The sequence below is a fragment of the Nonomuraea cavernae genome, from assembly GCF_040655715.1.
GTDB lineage: Bacteria > Actinomycetota > Actinomycetes > Streptosporangiales > Streptosporangiaceae > Nonomuraea > Nonomuraea cavernae_A.
Genome location: NZ_JBFAKL010000037.1, coordinates 48,573 through 60,824 on the forward strand (window position 1 = coordinate 48,573; position 12,252 = coordinate 60,824).

Genomic DNA, 12,252 nt, shown 5'->3' on the forward strand with positions numbered 1-12,252 from the left:
CCCCATGTCCTGTCCGCTGCCTCCGCCGGGTTCCCGACATTCTCGGCGCCGGACCCCATGCGGTCACTTGTGCGGACACGCGTGTGGACGAGGACGCCTGGAGGGAGGCTGGAAGGTCACCGGGGGGGCGGCGCGGGCGTGGTGACGCTCGCCGACCTGCTCGACACGCGCGATGGCGGCCTGACCAAGTCGGCGCGCAATAGCGGCCCCAACCCCAGGAATGTGGTCAAAAACACACCGCCCGGCCGATAGCCATCCGAAAGTGGACTGCAACCGGCCGGGCCTACATTCCGCCCGAGGGCGTGAGCAGTACACAGGTTCTTGGAAAAGAAGAAGCCCCGGCTCTTGCGAACCGGGGCTGTCTTTCGTCAGTGTGGGTCTGCCGAATTCTTCGGCTGAACCGCGAGGTGGGCGAGGAGGGATTTGAACCCTCACGTCCTTTCGGACACACGGACCTGAACCGTGCGCGTCTGCCGTTCCGCCACCCGCCCTGAGTGGGTGCTGAGAAACAGTAGCACGGAACAGCCGCTGGTACTGAACCCGGATACGATCGCATAAGACACGGGAGCGGAGGAGCTGGGCGCGACAGCCGACGAGCGCCGGGATCACCGCGACGGTGGGACGAGCGGGCACCAGGCGTGAGAGCGTCTGTAGGCCGCGATCATATGCACGGAGGAAGGGAGGTACCCGGTGGGAGTCCTTCAGCGCTTCGAGCGAAGGCTCGAAGGCTTGGTTGAGGGGGCCTTTGCGCGGGCGTTCAAATCTGACCTTCAGCCGGTCGAGGTCGCCAGCGCGGTTCAGCGGGAGATGGATGAGCGTGCGGCGATCGTCGCACAGGGTCGCACGCTCGTGCCCAACGACTTCGTGGTCGAGCTTTCCACGACCGACAGCGAACGGCTTGAGGTCTACGCCGACAGCATCAGCCACGAGCTGGCCAACCTCGCCAGGGAGTACGCCAAGGAGCAGGGCTACTCCTTCGTGGGACCGGTCCGGGTCCGTTTCGAGACCGCCGCCGACCTGGCTGTGGGATTGTTCCGCATCAGGTCAGGCGTCATCCGCGGCGCGACGGTGGAGCAGGACGAGATTCGCCAGCCGGCGAGCGATCTGCCTCCGTCGAGGCCCAACGCGTTCGGCGGGCGGCCCAGGCTGCTCGTCTCCACCCAGGACGACCCTCAGGGCGATCGCTCCTACGAGCTCACCACTCCGGTGACCTTGCTCGGAAGGGGCACCGACTGCGATCTTCGTCTGGTAGATCCTGGGGTCTCACGTCATCACGCGGAGCTGCGCGTCGAGGGGCAGCAGGTCCACCTGGTCGATCTCGGATCGACCAACGGCACATTCGTCAACGGCCAGCCGGTACGCAGGATCGAGCTCCAGAACGGCACGCGAGTGACTCTGGGGCGTACGACACTGGTGTTCCGGCGCGATTGAGGGTAGACAGACGGTCCATGTCCGAGCTCACGCTGCTGCTGATCCGGCTCGCCTTCCTGGCGGTGCTGTGGTTCTTCGTCATTGCCGCAGTCGGCGTGATCCGGACTGACTTGTTCGGATCACGCACGGCCCCCGCCGGCCCGCGTAAGAGCGCGAAACCATCCAAACCAGTGGCAAAGCCGAAGAACAAGAAAGGCGAGCCACGCCAGCTTGTCGTGACAGGTGGCCCGCTCCAAGGCACCACCATTAACCTCACGGAGACGCCCATCACCATTGGCCGGGCGAACGACGCCACGCTCGTAGTCAGCGATGACTACGCTTCCAGCCGACATGCCCGGCTCTTTCCCCAGGACGGTCAGTGGATCGTGGAAGATCTCGGTTCGACCAACGGCACGTATCTCGACCGCTCGAAAGTCACCCGCCCGACCCCGGTGCCGCTCGGTGTTCCGATCCGTGTCGGCAAGACAGTCATTGAATTGCGCAAATGACCATCGCACTCCGCTACGCCGCCCGCTCGGACGTCGGCCTCCTCCGCGAAGGAAACGAGGACTCGGCGTACGCTAGCGGCCGCCTGCTCGCCGTCGCCGACGGCATGGGCGGGCACGCACACGGCGAGGTGGCGAGCTCCGTCGCCATCGCCGCAATGGCCACCCTTGAGGAGGCCCAGCAGGGCGGTGACCTGCTCAACGCCATCGAGGCAGCCGTACGCGACGCCAATCGCAAGCTGCACGAGATGGTGGGCCGGGACCCGAGCCTCAAAGGCATGGGCACCACACTCACCGCCATGCTCTGGAACGGCACCCAGGTGGCCCTGGTGCACGTCGGCGACTCGCGCGCCTACCTGCTCAGGCGCGGGGAGCTCTACCAGATCACCCATGACCACACACTGGTGCAGCAACTGGTCGACGACGGGCGCATCACGCCCGAGGAGGCCGCGACGCATCCGCAGCGCTCGATCCTGTTGCGGGCGCTCGACGGCAGCGGCGAGGTCGATCCCGACCTCACGCTGCGCGAGGCGCAGGTGGGCGACCGCTACCTCCTCTGCTCCGACGGGCTGTCGGGTGTGGTGAGCGCGGAGACGCTGCACGCCACGCTGACCAACATCGACGACCCCGAAGAGGTGGTACGCCAGCTCATCGACCTGGCCAACCGGGGCGGCGGGCCCGACAACATCACCTGCGTGCTGGCCGACGTGCTGGAGATCACCGACGGGCAGCAACCGCCCACCGACGCGGCCGTCGTCGGCGCGGCGGGCATGAACCGCCTGCGGTCGAGCCCCCAGGACACCTCCCCGGGGCGCGACGGCACGGTGACCGCGCCCCAGCCGGTGATCACTGACGACGACTACGAGCCGGGCGCCCAGGCGTCCCGGCGGCCGGTCAAGCGTCGTCGGGTGTGGCCCGTGCTGGTCTCCGTGCTGGGCTTCGGGGCCGCCGTGGTGGGCGTCGGAGGTTACTTCGGCTGGCAGTGGACCCAGGAGCAGTTCTTCGTCGGAGCCAGGGGCGACGAGGTCGTCGTGTTCCAGGGGATCCAGCAGGAGGTGGGCCCGTTCCAGTTCTTCTCGGTCGCACAGCACACCGGCAAGCCCTTGTCCAAGCTCTCTCCCCCCGACCAGGCGCTGATCAAGGACGGCATCGAGGTCACGAGCGTCGCTGAAGGCATGACGAGGATCAATGGTTTGAAGTTCACGACAGAGCAGAAGGCGACGACGCCGCCCGCGAGCGCGTCGCCGTCCCCCACCGCGACGAAGACGCAGCAGTAGATGAGCGAAGTCGCCGCCTCCCCCATCCCCATGCCCGCCAAGCGGCGTGGGGCCCAGTTGGCGATGCTCGCGTTCGCGGTGGCCATCGTCATGGGGGCCTATGCCAACGTGGGTCTGGCCATCGACGGCCAGATCCCCTCGGGCATGCTGACCTACGGCTTGAGCCTGGGCGGCCTGATGCTGGCCGCGTACCTGGTGCTCGCCAAGTTCGCCCCCTGGGCCGATCCGCTGATCCTGCCGCTGGTGACGCTCATCAACGGGCTGGGCCTGGTGATGATCTTCCGGCTCTCCGAGTCCGATTCGACCCTGCCGTCCGCCAAGCTCGCCTCACCCAGCTCCCAGCTGCTGTGGACGTTCATCGGCGTCCTGCTGTTCAGCCTCACCCTGATCTTCCTGCGCGATCACCGCGCGTTGCAGCGGCTCACCTACACCGCCGGCGCGCTGGGCCTGTTCCTGCTGGTCTCGCCGCTGATCCCGTTCCTCGGGCAGGAGATCAACGGCGCCCGCATCTGGATCGGCATCCCCGGCCTCGGCCAACTCCAGCCCGCCGAGTTCGCCAAGCTCGCGCTGGTCGTCTTCTTCGCCGGCTATCTGGTGGCCAAGCGCGACGTGCTCGCCCTCGCCGGGCGCCGGCTGCTGTTCATCGACCTGCCGCGCGCCCGCGACCTCGGCCCCGTGCTCATCACCTGGGGCGTCAGCCTGGGCGTCCTGGTCATGCAGAAGGACCTGGGGTCCTCGCTGCTGTTGTTCGGCACGTTCGTCGCGATGCTCTACATCGCCACCCAGCGCAGTTCCTGGGTCATCATCGGCATCCTGCTCTTCGCGGGCGGCGCCATTCTGGCGGGCAGTGTCTTCAACCACGTCCAGCAGCGCTTCGAGGTCTTCCTCAACCCCGGCGATCCCGCGCTCTTCGACGCGGTCGGCGGCAGCGGGCAGCTCATGCAGGGCCTGTTCGCCATGGGGTCCGGCGGGATCCTCGGGACCGGGCTCGGCCAGGGCCACCCTGAGATCATCCCGCTGGCCTTCTCCGACTTCATCTTCGCCGCCACCGGCGAGGAGCTGGGCCTCACCGGGCTGATGGCACTGCTCATGCTCTACGCGCTGCTCGTCGAACGCGGCCTGCGCACCTCGATCGCGGCTCGCGACCCGTTCTCCAAGCTGCTGGCGGCCGGCCTGTCGTTCCTGCTGGCCTGGCAGATCTTCATCATCGTCGGCGGCGTCACCAACCTCATCCCCCTGACCGGCCTGGTCACCCCGTTCATGTCCCAGGGTGGTTCGGCACTGCTGTCCAACTGGATCCTTATCGCGCTCTTGGTACGCATGTCAGATGCGGCGCGGCGGCCCCCGCCCCAGGCGATCCAGAACGAAGGAATGACGCAGGTGTTCCAGCGATGAACGGTCCGATCAAGCGTGCGGCCGTGGCCTGCCTGGCCATGTTCGCGCTACTGATGATCAACGTGAACTACCTCCAGGCGGTTCGCGCCGAAGGCCTGTCCGAGGACGCCCGCAACACCCGCAACTACTTCGAGCGCTACGCGGTGCAGCGGGGGCGCATCACGGCGGGCGGCAAGGTGATCCTCGCCCAGTCCAAAGAAGCCTCGGGCGACTTCAAGTTCCTCAGGGAATATCCCGACGGCAAGCTCTACGCCCACATCACCGGCTTCTTCTCGCCCGAGAGCGCTTCGGGCATCGAGTCGGCCCGCAACAGCCTGCTCGACGGCTCCAGCCCCGACCTGCTGCTGCGGCGCAGCATCGACCTGTTCACCGGCGAGCCCACCAGGGGCGCCAACGTCGACCTCACGATCAATCCGAAGGCGCAGAAGACCGCCTACGACGCGCTACGGCAGAGCGGCAAGCGGGGCGCCGTGGTCGCGCTCAACCCCAAGACGGGCGCGATCCTGGCGATGGTCTCGCTGCCCACCTACGACCCCGCCGAGCTGTCGGGCACCGACAAGGGCAAGGTGTTCAGCCGCTACGACGAGCTGGCCAAGGAGAAGTCCCAGCCGCTGCTCAACCGCAACATCGACCGCACCTACCCGCCCGGCTCCACCTTCAAGGTGGTCACCGCCGCGGCGTTCCTGGAGGACGACTCCAGCCGCGGCCCCGACACGGTGGTCGACGCCCCGCAGTCGCTGGCGCTGCCCGGCACCTCCGTCAGACTGCCCAACTACGGTGGAGCGGCCTGCGGCGGCGGCCAGGTGCCGCTGGTCTTCGCGCTCGAGAAGTCCTGCAACACGCCGTTCGGCAGCATGGGCATGGACCTCGGCTACGACAAGATGCGGGAGCAGACCGAGAAGTTCGGCATGGGCCAGCAGCTCGGCATCCCGATGTCGGTGGCCAGGAGCGACTTCGGCAAGAAGGAGGACCAGGCGGCGGTCGCCATGGCCTCCATCGGCCAGCGCAGCAACCAGATGACGCCGCTGCAGATGGCCATGATCGCCGCGGGCATCGCCAACGACGGCACGGTGATGAAGCCGTACCTCGTGCACAAGATCACTGACGCCAAGGGTGACTCGGTCGACGAGGCCGAGCCCGAGGAGCTGACCGAGGCGGTCAGCTCCGAGACCGCCGGCAAGCTGCGCGAGATGATGGTGAGCGTGGTCGCCAACGGCACCGCCAACCAGGCGCAGGTCTCCGGCGTGCAGGTGGCCGGCAAGACCGGCACCGCGGAGACCTCCGACGGCCAGCCGCCACACGCGTGGTTCATCTCGTTCGCGCCGGCCGACGACCCGCAGATCGCGCTCGCCGTGCTGGTCGAGTCGGGAGCCGCCAACGTCGGCGCCGAGGCGACGGGCGGCGGCACCGCCGCGCCGATCGCCAGGGCCGTGCTGGAGGCGGTGCTGAACAAGTGATCAACGGTAACGTGCTCAATCATGCGGCTCGGTAACCGCTACCAACTGCTCTCCCGCATCGCCATGGGCGGTATGGGAGAGGTCTGGCGTGCCCGCGACGAGCTCCTCGGCCGCGAGGTGGCCGTCAAGGTGCTGCGCAGCCACATCTACGCCGACCCGGCGTTCCGCGAGAGATTCCGCAACGAGGCGCGCATCACCGCGGCGCTGGCCGACCCCGGCATCGCACAGATCTTCGACTACGGCGAGCAGGACAACGTCGCCTACCTCGTGATGGAGCTGGTGCACGGCGAGCCGCTTTCGGCCATCCTGGCGCGCAACGGCTCGCTGGGGCCCGAGGTGGCGCTCGACGTCCTCCATCAGACGGCCAAGGCGCTGCACGTCGCCCACTCCTCAGGGGTCATCCACCGCGACATCAAGCCGAGCAACCTGCTCGTCACGCCCGAGGGCGACATCAAGGTGACCGACTTCGGCATCGCCCGCGCCCTGGAGGCGGCCCCGGTGACCCAGTCGGGCACGGTCCTCGGCACCGCCCAGTACGTCAGCCCCGAGCAGGCGCAGGGCCTGCCGCTCACGCCCGCCACCGACCTCTACTCCCTGGGCATCGTGGCCTACGAGTGCCTGGCGGGGCGCACGCCCTTCCGCGCCGACAGCCAGGTGGCGATCGCGCTCCAGCATCTGAACGAGCAGCCGCCGCCGCTGGGCGTCGACGTGCCGGGCCAGGTGCGCGAGCTGGTCATGGCATTGCTGGCGAAGGAGGCGGCGCAGCGTCCCCAGTCGGCGCTGGAGCTGGCCGACCGGGCTTACGCTCTGCGCGAGTCACTGGCCGGCGCGGGGCAAGGCGTCGGGCAGGGCATCGAGCTCAGCATGCTGACCGACCCCGGCGGTTTCCGGGTGCGCGAACCCCACGACGGCGAGCCGACCGGCGGCCTTCTCCCGGCCACCACGGTGCGCGGGCCCGAGCAGCCGCCGCGGCCGGGGCGGCCAAGACGGCGCGGGCGCATCCGGGTCGTGGCGGCGGTCGCGACGGCGGGGTGTGCGGCCGCGGTGGGGTTCAGCGCCATGACGCTGGCGCAGCGCGACACGCCCGTCAGACCTCCCGAGGTCGCCGAGCCCACACCGACGGCGGTGCCGACGCCCACCCAACGGCCGTCAAAAACGAAGACACGGACTAGTCGACCCCCGGTGGTTACGGTGAAGTCAACGCGGCCGGTACCCTCGCCGTCGGCTACGGTAAGCAAGTCGGCTACGCCTACCAAACCGCCGACGCCGAAAGCCACTCCGACACCGACCCCGACTCCCACACCCACCCCAACGCCCACCACTACCCCGACAACTCCGACACCTAGCGCCTCCCCCGACCCGGGTGACACAAACCCGCCAAAGGAGGAGACGTGACGCGCCACGGGGTCGATGATGGACACCGGCGGCCCCCCGAGCAGGCCGGTACCCCAGATGAACGGTAAGGGACAGTGCAGGAAATGACTCAGCCTCGGCTACTCGGTGGTCGCTACGAGCTCGACGGTGTCGTCGGGCGTGGCGGCATGGCCGAGGTGTATCGCGCCCGAGACATCCGGCTGGACCGCATAGTCGCGATCAAGACCCTCCGCTCCGACCTCGCGCGCGACCACACGTTCCAGGCTCGTTTCCGCCGTGAGGCGCAGTCCGCCGCGTCGCTGAACCATCCGGCCGTGGTCGCGGTCTACGACACGGGCGAGGACGTCTCCGAGGGCGCCCCCGTGCCCTACATCGTGATGGAGTACGTCGACGGCCGGACGCTGCGCGACCTGCTGCGCGCGGACCGCCGGTTGCTGCCGGAGCGCGCGGTCGAGCTGGTCGACGGCATCCTGCGCGCACTCGACTACAGCCACCGCGGCGGCATCGTGCACCGCGACATCAAGCCGGCCAACGTGATGATCACCCGCGCCGGCGACGTCAAGGTGATGGACTTCGGCATCGCCCGCGCGATGGCCGACTCGGCCGCGACGATGACGCAGACCGCGCAGGTGATAGGGACCGCCCAGTACCTCTCGCCCGAGCAGGCGCGCGGGGAGCGGGTCGACGCCCGCAGCGACGTCTACTCGACCGGCTGCGTGCTGTACGAGCTGCTGACCGGCCAGCCGCCGTTCACCGGTGACTCACCCGTCGCGATCGCCTACCAGCACGTGCGCGAGGAGCCGATCCCGCCGTCGCAGATCGACCGCGAGATCCCCGCCTGGGCCGACGCGATCGTGCTCAAGGCGATGGCCAAGGACCCGGCTCACCGCTACCAGAGCGCCGGCGAGATGCGGGCCGACATCCAGCGGGCCATGTCCGGCATGCCGGTCGACGCCCAGACGATGGCGATGACCGGCAACTACGGTCAGGGCACGCGCATGATGACCGCGACCCAGTCGGCGGCCGACCCGGCCACGCAGCGCGGCGGGGTCCCGCCCTACGAATACTCCGACGGCGAAGGGGGCGGCCGCGGCGGCCGGCGCCGGGCCGGCAACGGCGGCGACAACAGGGCGCTCAAGACCGCGGCGTGGATCATCGTTCCGCTGCTGGTGATCGGCGCGTTCATCGGCATCGGCTACGCGTTCCTCAGCTCCAACGAGCCTCCGGCCGCCCAGACGGTCACCGTTCCGACGCTGACGACGCAGACCCAGAAATCCGCGCAGTCACAGCTGACGGCGCTCGGGCTGAAATTCGAGGTGGTCCAGGAGTTCAGCTCCGAGGACGACAAGGGCACCGTGATCAAGACAGATCCGGACGGTGGCACCGAGGTGCCCAAGGAGTCGACGGTCAAGCTGTTCGTGTCCAAGGGGCCCGAGCAGGTCAAGGTCCCCGACGGGCTGATCGGGGCGACGACCGAGGACGCCAACCAGATCCTCGAGGAGCTGGGGCTGAGCTCCACGGTCAAGACCAAGGTCTCCAGCAAGCCGCAGGGCAAGGTCATCGAGACCGATCCCAAGGTCGGCGAGCAGATCGAGAAGGGTGGCACCGTCACCCTGTTCGTGCCCAAGGAGATGACGGCCGTCCCGAGCGTGATCGGGCTGACCGAGCAGGACGCGAGCAAGGTGCTCAAGGGTGCCGGCTTCAAGGTCAGGGTGGTGACGCAGGCCAGCGACCAGCCCGAGGGCACGGTCATCCAGCAGAACCCCCAGGAGGGCGCCAAGCTCAACCCCGGCACGGCCATCACGATCGTCGTCTCCACGGGTCCCGACACCACGCCCACGGAGCAACCGACGGCCGACCCCGAGCCGTCTGTCCCGACCGACGAGCCCACCCAGGAGGATCCGCCGATCGAGGACGACCCGATCGGCGACGACTTCAGCGGCTGACGAGCCCAGGCCGGCCGAGACAGACCGGTTGAGCCAGGCCGGTTGAGCCAGGCCAGTTGAGGGGGCCGCCTTCCCGTTCGGGAGGGCGGCCTCGCCGTTTTCCCAAGTCTCGGGGCGGCAGAACGTCCCCTGAGTCTCGGACAGCGAAAACGCCCCCGCCGCTCGGGGGCAACGGCGGGGACGTTCGTTGGTGAGTCGTCCGGTGGGAGCGGGGTGTTACACGATCGCGCGCAGCCAGTTGGCGAGGAGCCGGTGGCCGTGCTCCGACAGCACGGACTCGGGGTGGAACTGGATGCCCTCGACGGGCGCCTCACGGTGACGCAGGCCCATGATCACGCCGTCGGCGGTGCGGGCGGTCACGTCGAGCTCGGCGGGGACGGTGCCGGGGCGTACGGCGAGCGAGTGGTAGCGGGTCATGCGCACCGGGGAGGGCAGCGTGGCGAACACCCCCCGGCCGTCATGGGACACGGCGCTGGTGCGGCCGTGGACGAGCTCGGGGGCGCGCGAGACGGCGGCTCCGTAGGCGACGGCGATGGCCTGGTGCCCCAGGCAGACGCCGAGCAGGGGCAGCCCCTGGCGGGCCGCGTGGCGCACCAGGGGGACGCTGACGCCCGCCGCCTCCGGGGTGCCGGGACCGGGGCTGATGAGGACGCCGTCGAAGCCGTCGGCGTCGCCGACCCGTACGTCGTCGCGTGAGCGCACGTCACATGTGGCGCCCAGCTCGCGCAGATACTGCACGATGGTGTGGACGAAACTGTCGTGGTTGTCCACGACCAGCACTCCGGTCATCCGAATAGGGTCACCTCGTCGAGTGTCACGGCGGGCTCCAGCAGCGGGAACACCGCGAACCAGAGTACGGCCACCACGAGGGCGACCAGCACGGTGGCCACCAGCGGTTTGACACGCGTGTTGCCCGGCAGCCTGCGCCAGAGCCAGCCGTACATGTCAGTCCTTCCTGAGTTCGAGCCGCTTGAGCACCCCGTGGACGATGAGCCGCTGGGCTGCGGAGTATTCGGGATGGCAGGTGGTCAGCGTGATGACGGCGCGGGACGGGCGCGCGCCGGGTTTGCCGGGGACCGGCGCGATGACCTCGACCGCGTCGGGTTGCACGATCTCCTGCCTGGTCACCCGGTAGGTGTAGCGCGCGTCGTGGGCGTCAGCGATGATCTTGTCGCCGGGTCTCAGCTCGCCGATCCGCTTGAAGGGCGCGGCGTACGTGGTGCGGTGACCCGATATGACGAAATTTCCGATCTGTCCGGGTTGGGCGCTGCCGGGATAGTGGCCCGGCCCCTTCTTCAGATCCTCGGTGCTCACGCCCTCGATGACGGCGTAGCGGTAGTCGCGGCCGAGGCGCGGGATGCGCAGCATGGCCACGGCTTTGCCGAGCTGGATCTTCCCCAGGAGCGGCGTCCCAGCTGGGCGTTCCTCGGTCAGCTGGCGCTGCAGCAGCAGCTGCTGGTCCTCGGTGTAGGCGCCGGTTCCCCAGAGCAGATAGGCGCAGAACAGCAGGATTATCAGGCCCGCGGTGATGCTCGACTCCCCCACGGCCCGCAGCATGGCCCTCATTCGATCAAGCGTATGCGCGGTCGATCCATCGACCCGGGATCGCCATGTCATGCGCGTGGCGACTATCCTGGGCCCCGCTACGACTACGCTTACCGAAGAGCCTGTGGACGATCCGGAAGCCCAGGCCCTCAGCAGGAGTTACCAGTGCCCAAGTCCAAGGCTCGCAAGAAGGCGGTCTACACCCCGCCGCAGAAGTCACAGCAGGTCAAGGTCAGCCCGCGCTGGCTGGCTCCCACGATGGTCGCGGCATGGATCATCGGCGTCCTGTGGATCGCCACCTGGTATGTGGCGCCCAACGCCCCCTTCCTCGGTGACCTCCAGCAGTGGAACCTGCTGATCGGGTTTGTTTTCATCATTTTCGGAGTGGTGCTTTCCACCCGCTGGCGTTAGTTCTTTCCACAGTTTTTCCACAGGCTGGGGATGTCAGCCGGCGCTTGCCACGATGGACGCCGTCCGGACCAGCACGAGCACGCCGAGCACGGCCACCGCTCCCACGATCGTCAGCGCCTGCCAGAGGGCCCTGTTGGTCTTGGGGGCGTAGACCAGCGCGGCGGCCAGCAGGGTGCCCACGATCAGTCCGCCGACGTGGCCTGTCCAGCTGATGCGCAGCCCCGAGAACGCCGGCAGCACGAACGTGATCACCAGGTTGAGCACGATGACCACGGCGATGCCGCGCACGTCGAGGTTGAGCCGGCGACCCACCACGAAGACCGCCCCGAACAGGCCGAAGACCGCGCCCGAAGCTCCCACGGTCAGGGTGTTGACCGGGTCGAGCCACAGGTTGAGCACCGAGCCGCCCAGCGCGCTCAGCAGGTAGAGGGCCACGAACCTGCCGTGCCCGAAGGCCCGCTCCAGGTAGGGGCCGATGACGTAGATCGCCCAGCAGTTGAACAACAGGTGGATCAAGCTGGCGTGCACCACGGACGCCGTCAGCAGCCGGTGATACTGGTCAAGGTGGGCGACGCCGTTGGGCCACATGCCGAGCCCCATGTTGACCGAATTGCCGAGCAGCAGCGACGCGCCGAAGACCAGCACGTTGAGGGCCAGGATGGTCCAGGTCGCGTAGGGGGTGCGGACGACCGCGCCGCCGAAGGCGGTCTTCGCCTGCCGGATGCCCTTGTTGCCCTCGGCCACGCACTCGGGGCACTGGAAGCCGACGGCGGCGTCACGCATGCAGTCGGGGCAGATGGGCCGCTCGCAACGCTGGCAGCGGACCCAGGTCTCCCTGTCGGGATGCCGGTAACACGTCGGCACCGCCTCTGCGGGCTCTTGGTGAGGAGGGGGACTGGGCGGCTGGCTGGTCATGACCGCAGCCTATGGC

At 68.6% G+C, this 12,252-nt stretch carries 12 protein-coding genes and 1 tRNA gene; 8 read left to right on the forward strand and 5 right to left on the reverse strand.

The genetic code is table 11. The features are described 5' to 3' along the window. Positions 1–408: 408 nt before the first annotated feature. Positions 409–491, reverse strand: a tRNA-Leu gene (locus AB0I38_RS36405). Between the two features lie 199 nt (positions 492–690). Here AB0I38_RS36405 and AB0I38_RS36410 point away from each other — a divergent pair. The 7 genes from AB0I38_RS36410 (at position 691) to pknB (ending at position 9,365) form a co-directional block, all read left to right on the forward strand. Beyond that, positions 691–1,431 (forward strand): DUF3662 and FHA domain-containing protein, encoded by a 741-nt coding sequence (locus tag AB0I38_RS36410; protein WP_358492477.1) that lies wholly within the window; start codon positions 691–693, stop codon positions 1,429–1,431. 17 nt (positions 1,432–1,448) lie between these two features. Then, on the forward strand, positions 1,449–1,919 hold the full coding sequence (locus AB0I38_RS36415; protein WP_189127354.1) for an FHA domain-containing protein FhaB/FipA: 471 nt from the start codon (positions 1,449–1,451) through the stop codon (positions 1,917–1,919). Continuing rightward, positions 1,916–3,193 (forward strand): Stp1/IreP family PP2C-type Ser/Thr phosphatase, encoded by a 1,278-nt coding sequence (locus AB0I38_RS36420; protein ID WP_358492486.1) that lies wholly within the window; start codon positions 1,916–1,918, stop codon positions 3,191–3,193. The genes AB0I38_RS36415 and AB0I38_RS36420 overlap by 4 nt, the downstream gene beginning before the upstream one ends. Next, positions 3,194–4,588, forward strand: coding sequence for an FtsW/RodA/SpoVE family cell cycle protein (locus AB0I38_RS36425; RefSeq protein WP_358492489.1), 1,395 nt, complete (start codon positions 3,194–3,196; stop codon positions 4,586–4,588). It abuts the gene before it with no gap. Further along, entirely contained in the window at positions 4,585–6,045 is a 1,461-nt protein-coding gene (locus AB0I38_RS36430; protein WP_358492495.1) for a peptidoglycan D,D-transpeptidase FtsI family protein, read from the forward strand. Before AB0I38_RS36425 ends, AB0I38_RS36430 begins: the two co-directional genes overlap by 4 nt. 21 nt (positions 6,046–6,066) lie before the next feature. Then, on the forward strand, positions 6,067–7,440 hold the full coding sequence (locus AB0I38_RS36435; protein WP_358492501.1) for a serine/threonine-protein kinase: 1,374 nt from the start codon (positions 6,067–6,069) through the stop codon (positions 7,438–7,440). Between the two features lie 83 nt (positions 7,441–7,523). Beyond that, entirely contained in the window at positions 7,524–9,365 is a 1,842-nt protein-coding gene (gene pknB / locus AB0I38_RS36440) for a Stk1 family PASTA domain-containing Ser/Thr kinase (RefSeq protein ID WP_358492505.1), read from the forward strand. Between the two features lie 216 nt (positions 9,366–9,581). Here pknB and AB0I38_RS36445 read toward each other — a convergent pair whose 3' ends face one another. From AB0I38_RS36445 to AB0I38_RS36455, 3 genes are read right to left on the reverse strand one after another with little or no spacing between them, the layout of a single operon-like run. Then, the gene (locus AB0I38_RS36445) at positions 9,582–10,154 is read right to left on the reverse strand and encodes an anthranilate synthase component II (RefSeq protein WP_358492509.1); all 573 of its coding nucleotides are present in this window, start codon (positions 10,152–10,154) and stop codon (positions 9,582–9,584) included. After that, on the reverse strand, positions 10,151–10,309 hold the full coding sequence (locus AB0I38_RS36450) for a hypothetical protein (protein ID WP_358492512.1): 159 nt from the start codon (positions 10,307–10,309) through the stop codon (positions 10,151–10,153). Before AB0I38_RS36450 ends, AB0I38_RS36445 begins: the two co-directional genes overlap by 4 nt. A gap of 1 nt (position 10,310) precedes the next feature. Beyond that, the gene (locus AB0I38_RS36455; protein WP_358492516.1) at positions 10,311–10,931 is read right to left on the reverse strand and encodes a class E sortase; all 621 of its coding nucleotides are present in this window, start codon (positions 10,929–10,931) and stop codon (positions 10,311–10,313) included. 144 nt (positions 10,932–11,075) lie between these two features. Between AB0I38_RS36455 and AB0I38_RS36460 the strand changes: the two genes are divergently transcribed. After that, the gene (locus tag AB0I38_RS36460) at positions 11,076–11,321 is read left to right on the forward strand and encodes a cell division protein CrgA (RefSeq protein ID WP_358492520.1); all 246 of its coding nucleotides are present in this window, start codon (positions 11,076–11,078) and stop codon (positions 11,319–11,321) included. A gap of 33 nt (positions 11,322–11,354) precedes the next feature. On the opposite strand, the gene AB0I38_RS36465 is transcribed toward AB0I38_RS36460, so the two are convergent. Beyond that, positions 11,355–12,236, reverse strand: a complete 882-nt coding sequence (locus AB0I38_RS36465) for a rhomboid family intramembrane serine protease (protein WP_358492524.1) — start codon at positions 12,234–12,236, stop codon at positions 11,355–11,357. Between the last annotated feature and the right edge of the window lie 16 nt (positions 12,237–12,252).

What these genes read in the sequence shown, in the direction of transcription:
- AB0I38_RS36415 (WP_189127354.1), top strand. Translation starts at nt 1,449, where the DNA reads ATGTCCGAGCTCACGCTGCTGCTGATCCGGCTCGCCTTCCTGGCGGTG.
- AB0I38_RS36420 (WP_358492486.1), top strand. Translation starts at nt 1,916, where the DNA reads ATGACCATCGCACTCCGCTACGCCGCCCGCTCGGACGTCGGCCTCCTC.
- AB0I38_RS36425 (WP_358492489.1), top strand. Translation starts at nt 3,194, where the DNA reads ATGAGCGAAGTCGCCGCCTCCCCCATCCCCATGCCCGCCAAGCGGCGT.
- AB0I38_RS36430 (WP_358492495.1), top strand. Translation starts at nt 4,585, where the DNA reads ATGAACGGTCCGATCAAGCGTGCGGCCGTGGCCTGCCTGGCCATGTTC.
- AB0I38_RS36435 (WP_358492501.1), top strand. Translation starts at nt 6,067, where the DNA reads ATGCGGCTCGGTAACCGCTACCAACTGCTCTCCCGCATCGCCATGGGC.
- pknB (WP_358492505.1), top strand. Translation starts at nt 7,524, where the DNA reads ATGACTCAGCCTCGGCTACTCGGTGGTCGCTACGAGCTCGACGGTGTC.
- AB0I38_RS36445 (WP_358492509.1), bottom strand. Translation starts at nt 10,154, where the DNA reads ATGACCGGAGTGCTGGTCGTGGACAACCACGACAGTTTCGTCCACACC.
- AB0I38_RS36450 (WP_358492512.1), bottom strand. Translation starts at nt 10,309, where the DNA reads ATGTACGGCTGGCTCTGGCGCAGGCTGCCGGGCAACACGCGTGTCAAA.
- AB0I38_RS36455 (WP_358492516.1), bottom strand. Translation starts at nt 10,931, where the DNA reads ATGAGGGCCATGCTGCGGGCCGTGGGGGAGTCGAGCATCACCGCGGGC.
- AB0I38_RS36465 (WP_358492524.1), bottom strand. Translation starts at nt 12,236, where the DNA reads ATGACCAGCCAGCCGCCCAGTCCCCCTCCTCACCAAGAGCCCGCAGAG.